This window comes from Streptomyces sp. CB01580, assembly GCF_001905795.1.
In the GTDB taxonomy this organism is placed as follows: Bacteria; Actinomycetota; Actinomycetes; order Streptomycetales; family Streptomycetaceae; genus Streptomyces.
In genome coordinates, this window is sequence record NZ_LIXJ01000001.1 from 211,569 (window position 1) to 233,271 (window position 21,703).

The 21,703-nt window shown below is 75.0% G+C and carries 4 protein-coding genes; 1 reads left to right on the plus strand and 3 read right to left on the minus strand.

Annotation, left to right across the window (positions count from 1 at the left end; all coding sequences use genetic code 11):
* The first annotated feature begins 53 nt into the window (after positions 1-53).
* Complete coding sequence (gene sbnA / locus AMK22_RS00770) at positions 54-1,061, plus strand: 2,3-diaminopropionate biosynthesis protein SbnA (RefSeq protein ID WP_073781231.1); 1,008 nt, start codon at positions 54-56, stop codon at positions 1,059-1,061.
* Positions 1,062-1,085: 24 nt separating this feature from the next.
* Here the strand turns inward: sbnA and AMK22_RS00775 are convergent, their stop codons facing one another.
* The 3 genes from AMK22_RS00775 to AMK22_RS00805 are packed head-to-tail and all read right to left on the minus strand — an operon-like array spanning position 1,086 to position 21,701.
* Positions 1,086-11,846, minus strand: coding sequence for a non-ribosomal peptide synthetase (locus AMK22_RS00775; protein WP_079185840.1), 10,761 nt, complete (start codon positions 11,844-11,846; stop codon positions 1,086-1,088).
* Positions 11,839-19,839: a non-ribosomal peptide synthetase gene (locus AMK22_RS00780; RefSeq protein ID WP_242433778.1), complete on the minus strand. Its 8,001-nt coding sequence runs from the start codon at positions 19,837-19,839 to the stop codon at positions 11,839-11,841. Before AMK22_RS00780 ends, AMK22_RS00775 begins: the two co-directional genes overlap by 8 nt.
* A 38-nt stretch (positions 19,840-19,877) precedes the next feature.
* Positions 19,878-21,701, minus strand: a complete 1,824-nt coding sequence (locus AMK22_RS00805; RefSeq protein ID WP_242433779.1) for a non-ribosomal peptide synthetase — start codon at positions 21,699-21,701, stop codon at positions 19,878-19,880.
* Between the last annotated feature and the right edge of the window lie 2 nt (positions 21,702-21,703).

Here is a 21,703-nt window from a genome sequence, read left to right on the forward strand (position 1 = left end):
CACGACCGGATGGAAGTTCCGATAGTGCTCTGCTCCAGACAGAGGAGACCATCGTGCCCGTCATTTCCGCTCCCTACGCCTTCAACGAGGAGGATCTCTATGTCGACCTCCGGTCGATCTTCGGGCACTCGCTCTTCCTGAAGTGTGAGGGCTTCAACTTCGCCGGCTCGATCAAGTTGAAGGCCGCGACCGAGATGGTGGAGGCCGCTGAGCGGGATGGAATCCTGACGCCGGAATCGATCCTGGTCGAGTCCTCGTCCGGAAACCTCGGCGTGGCGCTGAGCGTGATCGCGGCGAGCAAGGGCTACCGGTTTCTGTGTGTGACGGACTCCCGCGGCAATCTGTCGAACAGAATGATGATGGAGGCGTTGGGCAGCCAGGTGCACGTGATCGCCGAACAGGAGGCCAACGGCGGTTTTCTCGGCGCACGGCTCGACTACGTCCGCGCGCTGTGCGCCTCCGACGACCGGTACGTGTGGCTCAGCCAGTACACCAATCCGAGCAACTGGAAGGCGCACTACCGCACGACCGCGCCGGAGATCGCCCGTCAGTTCCCGCGGCTGGACGTGCTGTTCGTCGGAGCCGGCACCACCGGGACCCTGATGGGCTGTGCGCGCTACTTCCGGAGATGGCACCGGCGGGTGCGGATCATCGCGGTGGACAGCGTCGGCTCGGTTTCCTTCGGCGGTTCGCCGGGCCGCCGGATGATTCCCGGTCTGGGCATGAGCATGCGCCCGCCGCTGCTCGACGAGTCCTATGTCGACGAGGTGATTTGTGTCAAAGAGGCGGACACCATACGTTCCTGCCATCGTCTGGCCAGGCGCGGATTCCTGTTCGGCGGCTCCACCGGCACGGTGATCAGCGGCGCGACGGACTGGTTGGCCCGGCATGACGCACACGAACTCACCGCGGTGGCCATCGGCCCGGACCTCGGCGAGCGCTACCTCGACACCGTCTACCAGGCCAACTGGCTGCGGGACATCTACGGCGAGGACGTACTCGACTCCGGCAAGGGGGCCGCCGATTCCTTGGCAGCCGCCCCCTCGCCGGCGACAGGGTAGGGCTGCCGGCCGCGGGGCCGCAGTTCACCCGCTGATCAGCGGCGCCCCCGGATCGGTCAGGAGTGTCGTCAGTTTCTCGCCGAAGAGCCGGGCGAGTCCGGTGGCGGTGTCCGGGGCGCAGTAGTCGAGTGAGTGGATCAGTTCGCCGTCCAGGCCGGCTGGGCCGCCGTCGGCGTCGCGCGTGTCGCGTAGTTGCAGCAGCAGGTCCTGGTCGGTGTGGGTGACCGGGAGGACGCGGTGGTCCACCCGGAGGCCGCCCGCCCACCGGCCGTCGCAGCGGTCCGGGGGGTCGACGCGCAGGTAGGAGAAGGCCACGGTGAACAGGCCCCGTCCCTGGTGGGCGCGGTCCCGCGCCAGACCCTCCACCACCTGTTCGTAGGGGTGGTCCTGGTGGGCGTGGGCGGACAGCAGGCGTCGGCGGACCCTGCCGGTCAGCTCCTCGCCGTCGGGGGTCCCGTCGGTGGGGACACGGAGCACCACGGGGTTGGTGACGCATCCCACCAGGCCGTCCACCCCGTCGTCGTCCCGCCCGCTCAGGGCGACCACCACGGGTACGTCCTCCCCGGCGCCGAGCTCGCTGAGGGCGGCGACCAGGGCGGAGTGCAGCACCATGTAGGGGCTCGCGGCGTAGCGGGTGGCGGCCTCCTCCAGGAGGCGGTGCTCACCTGGCCCCCAGGAGAGGGGGACGCGGCCGGCGCGGCCGTCGGAGCGTCCTGTCCGAGGGGGCGCGCCGGGCAGGATCAACTGGTCGGGTACGCCCTTCAGTTCGGCCGACCAGTAGCGTGCCTGGCGGGCGGCGGGGCTGTCGGGGTCGCTCTCGTCCCCCCGGCGCCGGGCCAGCCGGAGCGTGTGGTCGGCGTACTGCGGGGCGGGGGCCGCCCACCGGGGGGCCGCGCCGTCCAGACGGGCGGCGTAGGCGTGCCGCAAGTCGTCGCGCAGGACGCCCAGGGAGTGGCCGTCGACGGCCACGTGGTGCACCACGAGCAGCAGCAGATGGCGTTCCGGGCCGGTGCTCAGCAGCAGGGCACGCAGCGGCGTCTCGGTCAGCAGGTCGAAGCCGCGGGACAGTTCGGCCTCGACGACGGACCGCTCCTCGCCGGGGGTGACGTCGAGGTGGCGGAGGGCGGGCGTCGCGTCCTCGCGGGGCAGCACCCGCTGTTCGGGGCCCTGCGGACCGTAGGGCAGTACCGTCCGGAGCACCTCGTGCCGGGCCACCACGTCGCCCAGCGCCTCCTCCAGCGCCGTCCGCCGAAGAGGGCCGCGCAGTTCCAGGGCGAGGGAGGTGAGATAGGTGGGACGTTGCTCCCCCAGGTAGTTGGCGGTCCACAGGCGTAGCTGGGCCGGGGAGAGGGGGACGTGTTCCGGGCGTTCGGGAGCCGTCCCGTCCTCGGGGTGCCGGGCCGGGGTGGCGCCGTCGGGCAGCCGCCTGTCGAGTTCGGCGACGGTGGGTGCCTCGAACAGGTCCCGTACCGAGACGGGGAGGCCCAGGGCCGCGCGGATGCGGCCGGCCAGCCGGATGGCGGTGAGCGAGTTGCCGCCGAGGGCGAAGAAGTCCTCGTCGACGGAGACCGACGGCAGGCCGAGGGTGGCCGCGAAGGCGGCGGCCACCACCTCGGCGCGGGGTGTGCGGGCGTCGGCGGCGGCCGGACGCTCCGGCGCGGGCAGCGCGTCCCGGTCGACCTTCCCGTTGGCGCTCAGGGGCGGCTCGGCCACCGGTACCACCACGGCGGGCACCATGTGGCGGGGCAGCCGCGCGGCCAGGCGGGTCCGGAGCGACGTGGGGTCCACGGCGCCGTCCGCGCCCATCACATAGGCGACCAGGGAGCGTTCGGCGGCGCCCTCGCCGCGGGCGATCACCCAGGCGGCGCCGACCCCGGGTTCGGCGCGCAGCGCGGCCTCGACCTCGCCCGGTTCGATGCGGAAGCCGTTCACCTTGACCTGCCGGTCGGCGCGGCCCAGGAAGTGCAGGCGCCCCTCCCGGTCCCAGCGGCCCAGGTCTCCCGTGCGGTAGGTGCGGGATCCGTCGGGGCCGTACGGGTCGGCGACGAAGCGCAGGCAGGTGGCGGCCGGGGCGCCGTGGTACCCCTCGGCCAGGCCGTCGCCGGCCAGGTGGATCTCTCCCGGCACTCCGGGCGGCACCGGTCGCAGGGCCGTGTCCAGGACGGTGACCCGGCAGCCGGGCACCGGGGTGCCGACCGGCAGGGGTGCGGCGCCGGAGCCGTCGAGGGGGACCTCGTGGCCGAGGGAGAAGGTGGTGTTCTCCACCGGCCCGTAGAGGTGGCTGACCTCCAGCTCCGGGTGGTGCCGGCGCACCCGTTCCACCGAGGCGGGTGAGACGACGTCGCCGCCCGTGACCAGCCGCCGCAGTCCTTCGAGTGCTCCGGGGTCCTGCTCGGCGAGGACGTCCAACAGTCCGGCGGTCAGGAAGGCCGCGGTCACGCCGCCCTCCCGCACGGCCCGGCGCAGGGCCGCGCCGTCCATCTCGCCGGGCGGGGCCACCCGTACCCGTCGGCCGGTGAGCAGGGGCATCCACAGCTCGTAGACGACGGCGTCCCACGAGTGCGGGGAGTGCTGGAGGACGCACTGCTGGTCATCGCCCCGCCATGCCGGGTCGAGGGCACGGCTGAGGATGTTGCGGTGGGTCAGCCGTACGCCCTTGGGCTCGCCGGACGAACCGGAGGTGAACATCACACAGGCCGCGAGGTTCCCGGGCAGGGTGCGTCCCAGGTCGGCGGAGGGCTGGGCCGCGAGGGACTCCTCGTCCGGCAGGGAGTCCAACAGCAGCCGGGCGCCGGTCAGTTCGCGGATGGCCCGGACCCTCTCGGGCGGGAATCCGGAGTGGAGGGGGACGCAGAGGGCGCCCAGTTTCGCCAGGGCCAGGAAGCAGACGGCGACGTCGGGTGAGCGGTCCAGGGCGACGGCGACCGGGGTGCCGGGAGGGACCCGCTCGGCGAGGTGGTGGGCCAACTGGTTCGCCCGTTCGTTGAGTTGACCGTAGGTGAGGCTCCGCGTGCCGTGGCACAGCGCAATGCGGGTGGGATGTGCGGCGGCCCGGTCCTCGAAGACCCGGGCCAGCTGGAGGTCGTCGTCCGCCACCGGTGACAACGGCCCCTGACCGGCGGCGAGCAGGCCGGCCCGCCGGTGGGCCGGGAGGAGCCGGACGTGTGCCAGGGGCTGTCGCTCGTCCTCCACGAGGGCGTGGCAGGCGGCGACGAAGAGGTCCGCCAGTTCGGTGGGTGTGGCGCGGTCGTCCAGCGCTCCCGGCCTGCTGTACAGCCGGCACTCCACCCGGCCGGCCCGGGGCAGGACCACGAGGCTGAGCGGGTAGTGGGTGCCGTCCCGCACCTCGGTCCCGGTCACCTGAACGCCGTCGGGCAGGCGGGTCCAGGCGTCCTCGTCCAGGGGATAGTTCTCGAAGACCACCGACGTGTCGAACAGGCCGGTGGTGCCCACGGCCTCCTCGATGGCGGTGAGGCCGAGATGCTGGTGGTCCAGCAGGTCGGCCCGGCGCGCGTGGACACGCCGGGCCAGTTGCCCGGCCGACTGTCCGGGCCGGACGGTGACGCGGGTGGGCACGGTGTTCAGCAGCAGCCCGACGAGCCGCTCCACCCCGGCCACCTCCGGGGGGCGTTGGGCGACGGTGACGCCGAAGACGACATCCTCCTCGCCTGTCAGGTGGTTCAGCAGGATGCCCCAGGCGGACTCGACGAGGGCGTTGACGGTCACGCCCCAGTGGGCGGCGCGAGCGGTGAGCGCGTGGCCGAGCCGCTCGGGCAGTTCGAACCGGTGGCTCAGGGCGGCGGGGGTGCCCGGAGCGCGGTCGGCCACCCTGGTGGGTTCGATGCCCGCCAGCTCCGCGCGCCACGCCTCGGCGGCGGCGGCCCGGTCGCGGGTGGCCAGCCACCGGGCGTACTCCCGGTAGGCGGGGGTGTGCCGCCCGGCCGCGGAGACCGTGGCGGCGTCCAGCAGTTCGCCGAGGACGAGCGGCACGGACCAGCCGTCCAGCAGCAGGTGGTGGTGGGTGAAGACCAGCCGCCAACGCCGTTCTCCGGTACGCAGCAGGGCGAACCGGAGCAGCGGCGGGTGTCCGGGGTCGAACGGCTCGCGTTCCCGCTGCTCCTCCTGGCGAATCCGGTCGGCGAGTCCGTCACCGGGCACGACGGTGAGGTCCGCGGTGCGCCAGGGCAGCGGGCCTTCGGCCGCCGGTATCAGGTACAGCGGCCGGTCCCCCGCGTCCGCGGGGAAGCAGCCGGACAGGTGGGGGTGGCGGCGGAGCAGTGACCGGGCGGCCGCGCGAAGCCGCTCCGGCCGCACGTCGCCGGTGAGCTCCAGGCCGAGCTGGACGAGGTAGGGGTCCTGCCGCGGCTCGTCCGCCCGCGGTGCGTCGGCCCGCGGCTCGTCCGCCCGCGGTGCGTCGGCGCCGTACAGGGCGTGGAAGAGCAGCCCCTGCTGGAGCGGTGCGGCCGGCAGCAGGTCGCAGAGCGGCCCGTACCGCCGTTCCCACTCCTCGATCCGGCCCTGGTCGACCCGGACCAGGGGGAAGTCGGAGGGGGTGGACCGGACAGGGCCGGTGCCGGGGTGGTGGTGGACCAGCCGTCCCAGCGCGGTGTGCCACAGGTCGGTCAGTTCCCGCACCTCGTCGGCGGTCAGCACCTCGGACGGCCAGGTCCACTCGGCGCGCAGCCGTGGCCCGTCGGGGCCCCGCTCGGCGAAGACGTCGAGCGTCAGGGTGTGGCCCAGGGGCTGGCGGGGGTCGGCCTCGCCGCGCAGCGAACCGGGCAGGGCGCTGAAGGGGGCGGGTTCCTCGGTGTCGAAACGGCCGAGGTAGTTGAAGGCCAGCGGGGCCCGGGCCGTCGGCAGTCGGCCGGCCTGACGCAGCAGCCCGTGGGTGAGCCCGTCGTGGGGCACCTCGCGCAGGCTCTCCTTGACGTGTTTGACCGCCCGGGACAGCTCGTCGCCCTCGGCTCCCCCGCTCAGCGGCGGGTCCAGCAGCACGGGGTGGAGGGTGGTGAACCAGCCGACGGTGCGGGACAGGTCGAGGTCGGCCAGCCCCTCCAGCGCGGTGCGACGCCCGTGTCCTTCGATGTCGACGAGGACCGGGGCGCCGTCCGGGTTGCCCCGCCAGCGGCGCAGCGCGAGGGACAGGGCAGCGAGCAGCACCTCGGGGACGCGGGCACCGAAGCCCGCCGGTACGGCCGTCAGCAGGCCCTCCACCCACGTCTCGTCCCAGGTGGTGCTGAGCCGCCCGGCCCGGTCCACGGTGTCGCGCGCGGGGTCCAGGGCCCGTGTGCCCAGGCGGGCGTGGGGCCGGTCGAGCCGCTGCCGCCACCAGGTCTCGTCGGCACGTACCGGTTCGGACGCGGCGGCCTCGCGCAGGGCCCGGGTCCAGGCGCGCAGCGCAGTCCGTACCGGGGGGAGCGGGGCCCGCTCGTCCCGCAGCGCGTGCTGGTGGGCCCGTTCCAGGTCGGGCAGGAGGACGCGCCAGGAGACCCCGTCGACGGCGAGGTGGTGGATCACCAGCAGCAGGAGGTTGGTGCCCGCGCCCTGGAACCACACCGCGCGCACCACGTCTCCCCGGTCGGGGTCGAGGTGCCGACGGGCGCTGCGGCGCTCGTGCTCGATCAGTGCGTCCAGGTCCTCCTGGCGGTCGGCCCCCTCCCGGGCGAGGTCGACGCGGCGCAGCATCTCACCGGCGTGGACGGTGCCGGGTGGGCGCACCTCCAGGGCCCACTGCCCGTCCCGCACGGCGGTGCGCCGCAGCCGCAGGGCGTCGTGGTGGTCGACGACCTGCTGGAGGGCGTCGCGCAGGGTGGCGGTGGTGACCGTGTCGGGCAGCGGGCACACCACGGACTGGGCGAAGCCCTCGGCGCCGCCGCCGAGCGAGGCCAGCCAGTCCACCACCGGGGTGGGCTCCAGCGGTCCGGGGTCGTGGGAGGGCGCGGACGGGGCGGTGAGGGGGCGTACCCGGCCCTGGACGACCTGGGCCAGAGCGCGGGGCGTCTGGTGGGCGAAGACGTCCTTGGGGCCGATCAGCACCCCCGCGCCCTGCGCGCGGGCGGCCAGTTGGACCGCGAGGATGCTGTCCCCGCCGAGGCCGAAGAAGTTGGCGTCCGGGGCGACGGAGGGCAGGTCGAGCAGGGCGGCCGTCAGGGAGCGGAGGAGTTCCTCGGCCGCCGACTGTGCCGCCGCCGGGGTCTCCTCCCGGGGCGCGGGTTGCGGACGGTCGGCGGGAGGCGGGGTCCGTCGGTAGGTCCCCCCGTCCCCGGGGCAGGGGCAGGGCAGGTCGGTGAAGGGCGCCTCGGGCCCGTCGAGGGCGGCCTCCAGGAAGAGGCGCAGGGAGTCCAGCAGTGCCTCGGCGGTGTGGCGGTCGAACCGGTCGGTGGCGTACTCCAGGCAGCCGCGCAGCGTACCGTCGGTCTCCTCCATGACGTCCCAGAGGAGCGGGAACTTGGCCCGGGAGCGGCGCGGCGGCAGCTCGGTGGCCTCGGTACCGGCGAGCGCCAGTACGGGCCGGTGCCCGGACTGGTGGTTCAGCATGACCTGGAACAGCGGGTGCCGCCCGGGCTCCCGGGGCGGGCCCACTGCTTCCACGATCCGGTCGAAGGGGGCCCGGGCGTGGGCGAAGGCGGTCAGGTCCGCGGCACGGGCCCGGTCCACCGCGGCGGCGAACCCCGGTCGGCCGGACAGGTCCAGGCGCAGTGGCAGGGCCTGGGCGAAGTAGCCCACCAGCGGGTCCAGCGCTGGGTCCTCCCGTCCCGCGCCGACGGTGCCCACCACGACGTCCGTGCCCGCGCCCCACCGGCTGAGCGCGCACGCGAGGGCGGCGTGCAGCGCCATGAAGGTCGTGGCGCCCCGCGCGGCGGCCAGCTCCTTGAGGCGCCGGCCCAGTCGCGGCGCCCAGTGGAAGCCGACGGCGTCGCCGGGCCGGTCCGCTTCCGGCAGGCCGGGGCGGTCGGCCGGGAGCGGGATCTCGACGGGCGCGCCTTGCAGGGTCTGCCGCCAGTGGTCGAGCTCGCGGGCCAGGAGGCTGTCCGGGTCGCCGGGGTCGCCGAGCCGGGCGCGCTGCCAGAGGGTGAAGTCGGCGTACTGGAGGGGCAGCGGCGCCCACTGCGGTTCCCGGCCGCGCAGGCGGCTCTCGTAGGCGGTGGCGAGGTCGCGGGTCAGGGGGCCCAGCGCGTGCTGGTCGGCGGCGATGTGGTGGAGGACGACCAGCAGGGTGTGGTCGGACGGGGAACGGCGCAGCAGCGTCAGCCGCCAGGGCGGGGAGGTCGCCAGGTCGAAGGGCCTGCGCAGTTCCTCCTCGTACGTGTCCTCGCGCGTGTCCTCGGTCACCGGGACGACGGTCAGCAAACCGGCCGCGTCGTCCCCGGTCGCGGCCTGGACGCACTGGTGCGGTTCGTCGCCGTCGTGGGGGAAGGTCGTCCGCAGGATCTCGTGCCGGTGTTGTACGTCCCGGGCGGCCGCGCGGAGCGCGTCGACGTCCAGCGGCCCCTCCAGACGGGCCAGGAGGGGGACGTGGTAGGCGGGGCTGTGCCGTTCCAGGCGGTGCAGGAACCACAGCCCGCGCTGGGCGTAGGAGACCGGCACCCTCGCGGGCCGGGGCAGGGGTCCCGGCCGTGCCGCTCCTTCGCCGCCCACCTCGCCGAGCCGTGCCGCCAGTTCGGCCACCGACGGGTACTCGAAGACGTCCCGCACCCCGAGGTCCCGGGACAGTACGGCACGGACCCGGGTGGCCAGCCGGTTGGCGAGCAGGGAGTCGCCGCCGAGGGCGAAGAAGTCCCGGTCCACGCCGACCCGGTCCGGGCCGAGGCGGAGCACCTCGGCGAAGAGGTCCCGCAGCGTGGTCTCGGTGGCGTTCCGGGGCGCGCGGACGTGTCCCGGGTGCTCGGAGCCCGCCTCCCGCAGCGCGCGCCGGTCCAGCTTGCCGTTGGGCGTCAGGGGCAGGGAGTCGAGGGTGACCCAGACGGACGGCAGCAGGTGGGCGGGCAGGACCGCGGCGGCCCGTTCGGGAGCGCGGGCCGCGCTCTGCGGGTCGGCCACCAGGTGGGCGACGAGGCGCCGGTCGCCCGGCCCGTACTCGGTCAGCAGGACGGCGGCGGCTCGTACCCCCGGCAGCCGGACGAGCGCGGCCTCGACCTCTCCGGGCTCCACCCGGTGGCCGCGCACCTTCACCTGCCGGTCGGCCCGTCCCAGGTACTCCAGCGTGCCGTCGGGCCGGCGCCGGGCCAGATCGCCGCTGCGGTACGCGCGGCTGCCCGGGGCTCCGTCGGGGTCGGCGACGAACCGTCCGGCGGTGAGGGCGGGGCGACGCCAGTAGCCGTCGGCCACGCCGGGGCCGGAGACGTACATCTCCCCCGGTACACCGTCGGGGACGGGGCGCAGCGCGGCGTCCAGCAGCCGCACCCGGAGGTCCGGAAGGGCCTCGCCGATGACGCCCCCGCTCCCGTCCGCGGCGGGGTCGGCGGCGTGGCCGACCCGGTGGTGGGTGACGTGCACGGTGGTCTCGGTGATCCCGTACATGTTGACCAGGCGGGGTGTGTGGTCGGGGTGCCGCGCGTACCAGGTGGACAGCCGCCAGGGTTCGAGTGCCTCGCCGCCGAAGATGACGTGGCGAAGGGCCAGCCGGTCGCCCGTGGCGGGGTGGTCCGCGTCGGCCGCGGCGAGTTGGGCGAAGGCCGAGGGGGTCTGGTTGAGAACGGTGACCCGCTCCTCCACCAGCAGGTCCAGGAAGTCCTCGGGCGAGCGGGCGATGTCCTCCGGGACGACGACCAGCCGCCCGCCGTGCAGCAGGGCGCCCCACAACTCCCACACCGAGAAGTCGAAGGCGTAGGAGTGGAAGAGGGTCCAGACGTCGTCGGGGCCGAAGGCGAAGTGGTGTGCCGTGGTGGACAGCAGCCGGGTGACGTTGCGGTGGGTGACCACCACGCCCTTGGGCGTCCCGGTGGAGCCGGAGGTGTGGATCAGATAGGCGGGGCAGCCGGGTGTCGGGCGGCGCGGGGCCGCCGGGGGGAGGGCGGTCGGCGGCCCGGTGGGCACACCGTGGCGCGGGTCCAGGGTCAGGTGGGGGGCCCGGTGCTCCTCCAGCATCCCGGTCACGGCGGCGCCCGGGTGGGTGAGGGTGAGCGCGGGGTCGACGTCGGCGAAGATGCCCCGCAGCCGCTCGACCGGATAGCCGGGGTCCAGCGGCACATAGGCGGCTCCCGCCTTCAGGACCGCGAGCAGGGCGACGACCAGTCCGGTGGACCGGGGCAGGGAGACCGCCACCCGGTCCCCGGGGCCGACCCCTCGTGCGGTGAGGTGGCGCGCCAGCTCCTCGGCCCGCTCGTCGAGTCCGGCGTACGTGAGCCGGTCACTCCCGGACACCACGGCGACGGCGCCCGGGACCTTGGCGGCCGTGGCGGCGAACCAGTCGGTGAGCGTGCCGGTCTCCGTCCCGGCGGCGACCGGTGCGGGCCCGGCCGCCGGCTCCCCGGCGCCCACCCGTCCCTGCAAAGTGGCGGGGTCCGCGTCGCCGAGGGCCAGCACCAGGTCGACGAGGCGGTCCAGTTGGGCCCGGGCGGCCGTGCCGGAGCAGCGGGCCTCCGGTACGTCGATGTCGACCCGCACCTCGGGGGCGCCGTTGTCGTAGACACCGAGCGCCAGATGGTCGCCGCGGCCCTGGGTGACCATGTGGACGGTCGCCGGGGTACCGGCGAAGTCCAGGTCCCGGGGCAGCGTCATGGCGTTCAGGACCGGTCCCACGAGCTGTCGCCCGCCTCGTACCGCGCCCTGGTCGCGCAGCATGTCCTCGAAGCGGTGGCCCTGGTGGCGCAGGGCGCCGAGTGTGGCGGCGGAGACGGCGGAGACCAGTTCCGACAGGGGCGCGGCGGGGTCCACGGCGAGGCGGAGCGGCACGACGCCGGCGGCGGTGCCGAGTGCCTCGCGGGCGGCCCGGCCGGTACGTCCGGGAACGCTCAGCCCGAGCACGACCTCCCGCTCCCCGGTGTCGGCGTGCACCGCCAGGGCCGTGGCGGCCGCGAACAGTGCGGGCCAGCGCACCCCGTGGCGGTCGGCCGCCGCCCCCACGTCCCGCCAGCGGTCGGCCGGCAGCCACCGGGAGTGGCGGACATGGCCGGTGGCCCCGGCGAAGGCCGGGCCCGTGGCCAACTGCGGCGCCTCGTCCACCCCGTCCAACTGCTCCGCCCACCAGGCGGCGTCCCGTTCGAAGCGAGCGGAGGCCCGGTGGTCGGCGTCCCGCCGCACCATGCCGGCCAGCGTGTCGAACACCTCGATGTCGCCCGGGTCCGGCGTGATGGCGGGGGCGGCCACCAGTTCGGTGTAGGTGGCGGCGACCCGCCGGACGAAGTTGGCGGCGGCCGTGCCGTCGCAGATGAGGTGGTGCATCCGCAGGCACCACAGGTACTCGTGTTCCGCCACCCGCAGCAGATGGTGGTCGAAGAGCGGCGCCCGGGAGAGGTCGTAGGGGCGCGTGCACGTCTCCTCGATCAGCCGCAGCGCCTCCGCGTGCGGTTGATCGGCCCCGCGCAGGTCCAGTCGGCGTACCGTCCAGTCGTCCACCGGCTCCAGGAACTGCGCCGGTTCGCCGCCGTCGTCGCCGAAGCGCACCCGCAGGGTCTCGCTGCCCGCGACGACCGCGCGCACCGCCCGGACGAACAGGTCCTGGCGGAGCGGGCCGTTCAGGTGCACGTACTGTGCGACCACGTAGCGCAGCCCCGACCGGTCGAGGGCTTCGCCGTACCAGATGCCGGCCTGCGCGGCCGTCAGCGGCGTACCCCGGTCAGCCATGGTCGTCGTCCTTCGCTCGGGGGGCCGCTTCCGGGTCCAGGATGCGGGCGATACGGGCCAGCGACTCGGGGCAGGCCAGGTCACCGTGACCGAAGTCGCTGGCGTGCACGTCGATCCGCCCCTGGACGTAGGGGCGCCACGTCGAGGGATCGAAGGCGATCGCCTCGGGCCCCTGGTCGGGACGGGCCCGTACGAGGGAGACGTCCCCCGCGTACCGGCCGGGGTGGAAGGAGCGCGCCAGGCGGAGGTTGTTGTCGTACGCCCCGCCCATGGCGATCAGATGGCGCTCGGAGATGTCGGACAGCAGGCTGTCCTCGTCCCGGACGATCTTCAGGAACCGCTCGTCGGTCAGCTCCTCGTCGCGCACGCCGTCGGGCCGGATGCCCGCGAAGTCCAGCAGGGCCCCGTACATCATCCGCTCCCCCGCCCTGTCGGACACGGCGGGCAGGTCGGGCAGGTCGGCGACGACGTAGGAATCCAGCAGGACCAGGCGCTCCACCCGCTCACCCAGGCACTGGAGTTCGGTGGCCATCGCGTGGGCGACCAGCCCGCCGAAGGACCAGCCGAGCAGTTGGTACGGGCCGTGCGGCCGGATCCGGCGGATCTCGGCCACGTAGTCGGCGGCCATCTCCTCCACGCTCCCGGCGAGCAGGTCCGCCCCGTTCAGCCCTCGGTCCTGCAAGGCGTAGAGGGGCTGCTCGGGGCCGAGGTGCTGGGTCAGCGCCGCGTACATCCAGCCCACGCCGCCGGCCGGGTGGACGCAGAACATCGGGGTCCGTCCGCCCTCTCCCCGCAGGGGCAGCACGGTGTCGAACGCCGGGTGCATGTCCTGCGCGCCGATCAGGGCGGCCGGCCGGTCCCTGCCCGACGCGGTGCCGGTGGCGGCCTCGGCGGCCGCCCCCAGGTCGGTCACCGGGGTGTCGGGGGCGGCGACGACCGTACGCAGGATCGTCAGCAGGCGGTCCATCAGCGTCCGGACCTCGTCGGGGGTGAACGCCTCGGTGCGGTGCAGGAGGTTGACGTCGGTGCCCCCGTCGCGGGGCAGCACCATCAGGGAGAGCGGGTGGTGTCCGGCGGACTCGGTGGTGGCCCCGTCGACGCGCACGCCCGGCAGGGCCCGCGCCGCCTCCGGGTCCGCCGCCGGGAAGTTCTCGTAGACCACGGCCGTGTCGAAGAGTTCGTCCAGGCCGACGGCGTCGAGCAGGCGGGACAGTCCGAGGTGGCCGTGCGGCATCAGGCGGGCCTGCTCGGCCTGGACGCGGCTCAGCAGCGCGGCCACCGTCTCCTCGGGCCGCAGCCGCACCCGTACCGGGAAGGTGTTGATGAGGAAGCCGACGACGGACTCCACCCCCGGAAGGTCCGGGGACCGCCCCGAGGTGATCGCCCCGAACACCACGTCGCCGCGGCCGGTCCGCTCGGCGAGCAGCAGCGCCCAGCAGCACTGGACGACGGTGTTGACGGTGACGCCCAGACGGGCGGCGGTGGCCGCGAGTCGGTCGGTCTCCGCGGGATCCAGCCGGTGGATGAGCCGGTTCGGCCAGGTGGCGGCGGCGCCGCTGCCGGAAGGGGCCAGCAGGGTGGGTTCGACGCCGGTCAGGTGCTCGCGCCAGGCGGTCAGGGCCCGCTCCCGGTCGAGCCCGCCGAGCCAGGCCAGGTAGTCGCGGTAGGGGGTGGGTTCGGGCAGCGCGTCCCCGTTGTACAGCGCGAACAGCACGGGCAGCAGCAGTTGGTTGGACCAGCCGTCGAGCAGCAGGTGGTGGCTGACGACACGGAGCTGGAAGCGCTTCGACCCGAGCCGCACCAGGGTGAACCGCAGCAGCGGGGGGTCGGCCGGGTCCAGGCGGGTGGCCCGCTCCGCGGCGGTCAGCCGCTCGCCGCGCTCGCGCCGGGCCTCGGGGCTGGACGTGGAGAGGTCCAGCTCGTCCAGGGCCAGCTCGCGGCCGCTCAGCACCTGTACGGCGGGCCCGGAGGGCGGCCGGACGAAGGCGGCGCACAGGTTGGGGTGGCGGCGGCCCAGCTCGCGGATCGCGCGCCGGAGTGCCGGTACGTCGAGGTCGCCGGTCAGGTCCAGGGCCAGACGCATGACGAAGGCGTCCTCACCGTCCCGCTCGGACCCGCGCGGGAACAGCAGCCCCTCCTGGAGGGGGGACAGCGGCAGCACGTCCCGGTGGCCGGGGTAGGCCGTGGCGAGCCAGCGACGTCCTTCCTCGGTCAGGGGCACAGGTCCGGTCCCGGTGGCCTCGGACGGGCGGGGCCGGGGCGCGACGGCCACCGCTTCCCGCGGCGAGGGCTCCCCCGCTTCGGACGTGGGCGGCGCGGACGGGCCGGTGGCGTCGCCCCGGGGGCCGCCGGTGAGACCCGCGGCCAGCCCGGCGGGGGTGGGGCTGACGAACACGTCCTCCGTGGACAGCGCCAGGCCCCGCCGACGCGCCTTGCGTACCAGCCGGATGGAGCGGATGCTGTCGCCGCCCAGCGCGAAGAAGCTGTCGTCGGCGCCGACGTCGGTGCGGTTCAGCACCTCGGCGAACACCTCGCGCAGCACGTCGACCGCATCCGGCCGGCCTGCCCGCATCACGGGCCGCCGCTGCGGCGCGGCAGCCACCCGCCGGCGCAGCGCCTTCCGGTCGGCCTTCCCGTTGGGGGTGAGGGGAAGGCTGTCCAGCACCTCGAAGGTGGTGGGGACCAGTGCCGCCGGGACCTCGCGGGCCAGGGCGGTTCGTACGGTGTCGGGGTCCAGCCGCGCACCGGGGTCGGGCTGGAGGAAGGCGGCGAGAGTGTGGTCCCCCACGTCGGCGCCGTCGGTCGCGGGCACGGCGACCACGGCGGCCGAGGCCACCCGGGGCAGGGCGCACAGGCGTGCCTCCAGCTCCCCGGGCTCCACCCGGTGGCCCCGGACCTTCACCTGGTCGTCGGCACGGCCCCGGTAGGTCAGCACCCCGTCCCGGTCCTGGACCACCAGGTCCCCGGTCCGGTACATGCGGGTGCCGTCGGCGGCGAAGGGGTCGGCCACGAAACGCTCGGCGGTGTGCCCGGGACGGCCGGCGTAGCCCCGGGCCACGCCGTCACCGGCCACGTACAGCTCACCGACCGTGCCGGGGGCCACCGGACGCATCTCGCGGTCCAGCACGTGGCAGCGGTGGCCGTCCACCGGTGTGCCGATCGGAGGGTCGTCCTGCGCGTCGGGGTCGCAGCGCCAGGCCGTGGCGTAGACGGTGCACTCGGTGGGGCCGTAGGCGTTCCAGACGGTGGCCCCGGGGTGGCGGCGGTGGATGTCCCGCACCAGGTCGACGGGGACCCGTTCCCCGCACAGCACGTAGTGGTCGGCCCGCTCGTCGACCCACTCCGCCTGCCGCACCCGGCCGTAGACGGACGGAATGGCGACGATGAGGGAGCCGGACCAGTCCTTCCGTTCGGTGAGGGCCAGCAGGTTGCGCACCAGGTCGACGGTGCCGCCGGCCACCAGGGTGGCCAGCAGTTCCACGACCGAGACGTCGAAGCTCGCCGAGGCGGCGCCGAGCACGCGTGACGAGGCGTCGCCGCCCAGCTCGCGTCGCATCCACGCGATGAAGCCGAGGACGTTGCGGTGGGTGACCACGACGCCCTTCGGCCGTCCGGTGGAGCCGGAGGTGTAGCAGACGTACGCGGCGTTGCCGCCGGCCGCCGGGCGGGCCCCCGGCGACGTCGCCCGCTCGGTCCCGGCGCCCTCCCCGGGGGCGGACGGGGCGTCCACCAGCACCACGTCGGGGGCTCCCGAGGGCAGCCGGGCCGCCGACGCGATGGTGGTCACCACGTGTGCCGGGCGGCTGTCGGTGAGGAGGAAACGGGCCCGCTCCGGCGGGAGGGAGGGCTCCACCGCCACGTAGCAGGCGCCGGACTTGAGCACCCCGAGCACCGCGACGGCCAGCTCCACGCCCCGGTCCAGCCACAGCGCGACCCGGTCCTCCGCACCCACGCCCCGCGCCCGCAGGGTCCGCGCCAGCCGCTCGGCGCGCAGGTCCAGCTCCCGGTAGGTGAGCCGTTCCTCGCCCGCGCGCACCGCGACGAGGTCGGGAGTGGCGGCGGCCCGGTCCTCGATCGCCCGGTGCACGGTGGCGGGCGCCCCGGGCGCCGCCCCCGCCCGCTCGTCGTGGCGGCCGGGAACGGTCGTGTGCGGGTGCGGGTCGCCCGGGGCCAGCAGGGCGGTCAGCGGGGTCTCCCGGCTGCCCTCGGCGGCGACGGCGCGCAGCACGTCCAGATAGTCGGCGGTGAGCGTGGCGGCGGTCCGCTCGGTGAACAGGTCGTCGCTGTACTCCAGGCAGGCCGTCATCTCGTCCTGGCCCTCGCGGTCCTCGGTGACGAGGGTCAGGTCGAACTTGGCGGTGCCGGGGGGCATCCCGCTGAAGAGGTTCTCCTGGGTGTGGCGGGTGTCGAAGAAGTCGGTGCGGGCATCGCCCACGTGCTGCACGGGCGGGAGTTCCTGGTGCACGTAGAAGACGTCGAACAGCGGTTCCCTGCCCAGGTCGCGTTCGCCCACCAGCGCGTTGACCACCCGGTCGAAGGGCACCTCCTGGTGTTCCAGCGCCTCCAGGACGACGCTGCGCACCTGCTTGACGAAGTCCCCGAACGAGACGGCGGACCCCAGGTCGGCGCGGAGGGCGACGGTGCTGTTGAAGAAGCCGATGAGGCCTTGGACCTCGGGGCGGGTGCGCCCGGTGGTGGGGCTGCCGATGACCAGGTCGCGCTGGTCGGTGTGGCGGGCGAGCAGCAGGTAGAGGCAGGAGAGCAGCACCGTGAAGAGGGTCGCGGACTCCTGCGCGGCGATCCGGCGCAGGCGCCGCACCAGGTCCGCCGGCACGGTGAAGGTGCGCAGCCTGCCGGTGTAGCTCTTGCGGGCGGGCCGGGGGTGGTCGGTGGGCAGCCGCAGCGGCTCGATCCCCGCCAGCCGCTGCTTCCAGTACTCCAGTTCGCCGTCGAGGGCGGCGGAGTCCAGGAGCTGCCGCTGCCAGTGGGCCCAGTCGCGGTACTGGACCGGCAGCGGGTCGAGGCGGGGTTCGCGGTTCTCCCGGTGCGCGGCGTACAGCTCGGGCAGTTCCCGCTCGAAGATCTTGGGCGAACCGCCGTCGTTGACGGCGTGGTGCATGGTCACGTGGACCACGTGTTCCCGCGGACCGGTGCGGATGACCTGCAGCCGTACGAGGGGGTCGTTCTCCACGTCGAAGCGGTGGTCCGCGGCACGGCGCACCAGTTCACGGGCGGCGGCCTGCGGGTCGGGGCGGTCGCTGACGTCCGAGAAGCGGAAGAACTCCGGGCCCAGTTCGGGCCGGACGCGCAGGGTGGGTACGCCGTCGTCGTCGACGAGGTTGGAGCGGAGCGCCTCGTGCCGCCGCGCCAGCCCCTCCCACATGCCCCGCACCGCGTCGACGTCCAGGTCTCCGCTGATCCGGCTGACCATCGGGAGGTTGTAGAGGGTCGTGTCGGGGTCGAGCTGGTGGTGGAACCACATGCGCTCCTGCCCGAAGGACAGGACCCGCTCGTCGGTGGGGGTCACCGGGGGGACGGCCGTCCGGCGGCCGCGGGAGAGCGCGTCGACGAAGCGGGCGAGATCGGCGACGCGGGGGTGGTCGTAGGTGTCGATGAGCTTGAGGCGGTGGCCGAACCGCTCGTCCACGCGCTGGGCGAGCTGCATGGCGATGATCGAGTTGCCGCCCAGGGAGAAGTAGTCGGCCTCGGGGGTGACGGGCGTGCCCGCGCCGAGGAGTTCCTCCAGGGTGCGGCACAGCCACGCGGTGGTGTCCTCGGGCTCCGCCGTCAACCGTTCGACGGGCGGGGGCGCTGCACCGGCCGGGAGCGGTCCGGTCCCGGACGCCGGTCGGTCGGCAGGCGTGGCGGTGGAAGTCTCCGGGACGTCCGGCGCCGTCGCGGCGGGCGGGGCGGCGGTGAGCGCCCGGGCCGGTGCGGCGGCGGGCGTCGCCCAGCAGGGGATGCCGAGGACGGGGTGGCCCGGCAGCCGGTGGCGTCGCGGCGGGCGGGTGGCGTCGGCCGGGGCGACCGCCTGCCAGTCCAGGTCGACGCCGAGGCGGTACAGGGCGCCGAGGACGCCCGGCACTCCGTGGCGCGCGTCCAGAGGGATCACCTCGACGGTGCCCCGCTCTTCGGAGCCGGGCTCCACCAGGGCGTCCGCCTGCCCGGCGGCCGGGTCGGGCGCCACGCACAGCACCGGGCGGCCCCGGGAGCGCAGCTTCGCGACCTCGGCGGCGGTCCGCTCGGGCGGCGTACCGCCGTCGGCGCCCAGCACGGCCGCCAGGCTCACCCCGCAGCGGCGGAGTTCGGCGGCCGTTCCGGTGGCGGCCCTGCCCTCGGCGTCGGGCAGCAGGACGACGCGGGGCGGCCGCCCGGGGGCGTCACGGGTCCCGTCCTGGGCGAGCCAGGTCGCCTCGGCGGCCAGGCGTACCGCGAGCTCCTCGGTGTCCCGGGCCCGTACGGCGACGCGGTGCGCGTAGTGGTCGCGCCCCTGGTTGAGGGTGAACGCGACATCGGCCAGCGGCAGACGTCCCGCGCGCAGCACGGTGGAGAGGCGGGCGCACAGCGCCGCCAGCGCCTCGGGGGTGCGGGCGGAGACGCCCACCAGGTGCGGCGCCGGGTCGTCGGGCTCCTCCGCGCCGTCCTCGGCAGGCGGCCGCTGTACGACGCAGTGTGCGTTGACGCCGCCGAGGCTGAACGAGCTGACACCGGCCAGGCGAGGGGCGTCGCCCCAGGGGCGGTGGGCGCCGACGACCTCCACCCCGAAATCGGCGGGGTCGACGCCGCCGGTCGCCCGGCGGAAGTGGACCGAGGGGTACAGCTCGCCGTGCTTCACGCCGAGGATGGCCCTGACCAGTCCGGCGACGCCCGCCGCGTGGTCCAGGTGGCCGATGTTGGCCTTGACCGAGCCGATCGGCACGGGGGTGTCCCGGGTGCCGAACACCGCGGCCAGGCCCTCCAGTTCGACGGCGTCGCCGAGCGGGGTGCCCGATCCGTGCCCCTCCAGGTAGCCCGCGTGGGCGGGGTCCACCCCCGCCGCGGCCCACGCCTTGCGGATGGTCCTGCTCTGCACGACGGCGCTGGGCGAGCTGATCGTGGCCACGGCGCCACCGTTGTGCAGGACCGCGCTGCCGCGCAGCACCGCGTGGACCGGGGCGCCGTCGGCCCGGGCCCGGGCAACCGTGGTGAGCAGCAGCACGGCCCCGCCCTCTCCGGGGACGGCGCCGTCGGCGTCCGCATCGTAGGCCCGGCACCGCCCGCTGTCGGACACCAGCTCCGGCATCGCGTCGGCCTCCTCGGCCGGAAGGCCGCCGGGACGCAGGCTCACCCCACCGGCGAGCGCGTACCGGGCATCGCCCGAGGCGATCTCGCGGCAGGCGTGGTGGACCGCGAGCAGGGAGCTGTTGCAGCCCGCGTCGACCGTGTAGCAGGGGCCGGTCAGCCCCAGCACGTGCGCGACCCGGGCCGGTGTCCCGAAGGCCATGTTGCCCAGGGCGGCGAGCGTGCCCGGGTCCGCGGCGGCGGCACGGTAGGACGACGGGGAGGAGGTGAGGACGACGGCGGTGTCGTTCGCGCCGAGGTGGCGGGCGGAGTATCCGGCGTCCTCCACCGCCTGGTGGGCCAGCAGCAGGGCGAGGCGCTGCTGCGGGTCCATCACGGCGGCTTCCCGGCGGGAGAGCCGGAACAGGCCGTGGTCGAAGGTGTGGATGTCCCGCAGGTGGCCCATGGGCAGGTAGGCCGCCTCCGGGTCGAGTCCCGTCGCCTCGGCGCGGCCCTCGGGCAGGGGGCCGACGCTGTCGCGGCCCGCGCGCAGGTTGGCGCGGAACTCCTCCAGGTCGTCGGCGTCGGGAAAACGCACGGCCAGTCCCACCACGGCGATCGCGTCGTCGGGGACGTGGGTGGCGTCCCGGCCGGTTGCGTCGCCGTCCTGCCGCGTCCGTCGTGCTGTCGAGCCGCCGTTGTTCGGCACTGTGTCCCTCGCTGTCTCGCCCACCGGAGGTGGGGTCCGCTCTGCTTCGGTGTCGGGCCGTCTCACTGAGATGTCGGGCGGGCGCCCGCCGCGAGGAGCGCGTCCGCCTGCTCCGGTACGCGGTCCAGGTCGAAGAGCTGGCCCACGCGCAGCGCGCCGGGCCAGCGCGTCTCGAGGCACAGGTGCAGTTCCACCACGCTGCGGGAGTTGCCGCCCGCGTCGAAGAAGCTGTCCTCGGGCCCGAAGTCCTCGTGCCGCAGGACCCGGGCCCACATCTTCGCGACCTCGCGGGACAGGGCTTCCCGCTCGTCCCCGCCCGGGCCCGAGGCCGAACCACCGCCGCTGCGCGGCGTGAGAAGGGCGAGCAGCGCGGCCTCGTCGGCCTTGCCGGAGGGGGCCAGCGGCATCGAGCCGAGGGTGATGTACTCCTCCGGTACGGCGTCGGCGACGAGGCTCGTGCGGCAGTGGGCGATCAGTTCCCGTGGTCCGGGCAGTGCCACCGCGTCCTCGGCCGGGGTCCAGAACGCGACCAGCCGCAGGGCGCCGTCGTCTCCCGGGACCCCCAGCACGCCCGCCTGACGGACCGCCGGGTGGGTCTCCAGGACGGCCTGGACACCGTGCCGCTCCACGCGGATTCCGCGCACCTTGATCTGGCCGTCGGCCCGCCCGCGGAACTCGATCTCGCCGTCCTCCCCGATCAGGACGAGGTCCCCGGTGCGGTACATGCGCGCGCCCGGCCGCGAGGAGAAGGGATCGGCGACGAAGCTGTCCGCGGTCCGTGCGGGCCTGCGGGCGTATCCGCGGGTGACCTGCGGTCCGCCCACGTACAGTTCGCCGACGGTGCCGGGAGGGCAGGGCTCCAGCCGCTCGTCGAGCACGTGGACCGAGGTGGCCCCGGAGACGCGGCCGACGGGCACCGTCCGGGGGGAGTCGTCGCGCAGGGTGTGCCCGAGGACCGACACGGTGGTCTCGGTCGGGCCGTACTCGTTGCGGAGCCGGGTGGTGGGAAGTGCGGCGCGGTGCTGTGCGACGAGCGCCGGGGGCACCACCTCGCCGGCGACGACGACCTCCCGCAGATGGGCGCCGGCGCCCGCGAGGTGGGGCAGCATCAGCCGGTAGTACGAGGGCGGACAGACCATCTGCGTGGCCTGCCGCAGAAGGACCAGTTCGGCGGAGGCCCGGGCGTCGCGCAGGGCGGCGTGGTCCGGCAGCACGGCGGTGCCGCCCGTGCACAACGCGCCGAAGGTCAGCATCAGCGCGCCGTCCCAGGCGAACCGGCAGGCCGAGAAGCGGATCCCGCCCGGCTCGTCACCGCGGGCGGCCACCATCGCGGAGAGGTTGTCCCGCCCCACGACGACCGCCTTGGGCGCCCCGGTGGACCCGGAGGTGGTGATGGCGTACGCCGGGGCGCCCGGCGGTACCTCCGTCCAGGGCCCGGATCCGGTGGCCCCGCCCTGCGAGACGGACCGCCCGAGCTCCGCCAGGTCGAGCACGGCCAACGGCGCGGGCGCCTCGTCGGCCAGCCGCGCCACCGCCTCCCGTACGTCGGGGTCCGCCGCCCGGTCCCAGACCACCGCCCCGCACTCCAGATCGCGGGTCAGCGCGGCGAGGCGCTCCGCCGGATGGCCGGGCTCGGTGACGCACCAGGCCGCGCCCGCCCGCAGCGCGGCCACCATGCCGACCAGGGTGTCCGCGCTCTGCCGCAGATGGAGCAGGACGGTCTGCCCCGGGCGCACCCCGAGCTCCCGCAACCGTGCGGCCAGCCTGTCGGTGGCCAAATCCAGCTCCCGGTAGCTGAGCTGCTCCCGGCCCACCACCACCGCGGTGCGCTCGAAGTGGCGCCGCAGGGAGCCGCGCAGCTGGTCCGCCACGTCGTGGCCGGTCATGG

Coding starts and splice junctions, on each gene's coding strand:
- AMK22_RS00775 (WP_079185840.1), bottom strand. CDS start 11,846: ATGGCTGACCGGGGTACGCCGCTGACGGCCGCGCAGGCCGGCATCTGG.
- AMK22_RS00805 (WP_242433779.1), bottom strand. CDS start 21,701: ATGACCGGCCACGACGTGGCGGACCAGCTGCGCGGCTCCCTGCGGCGC.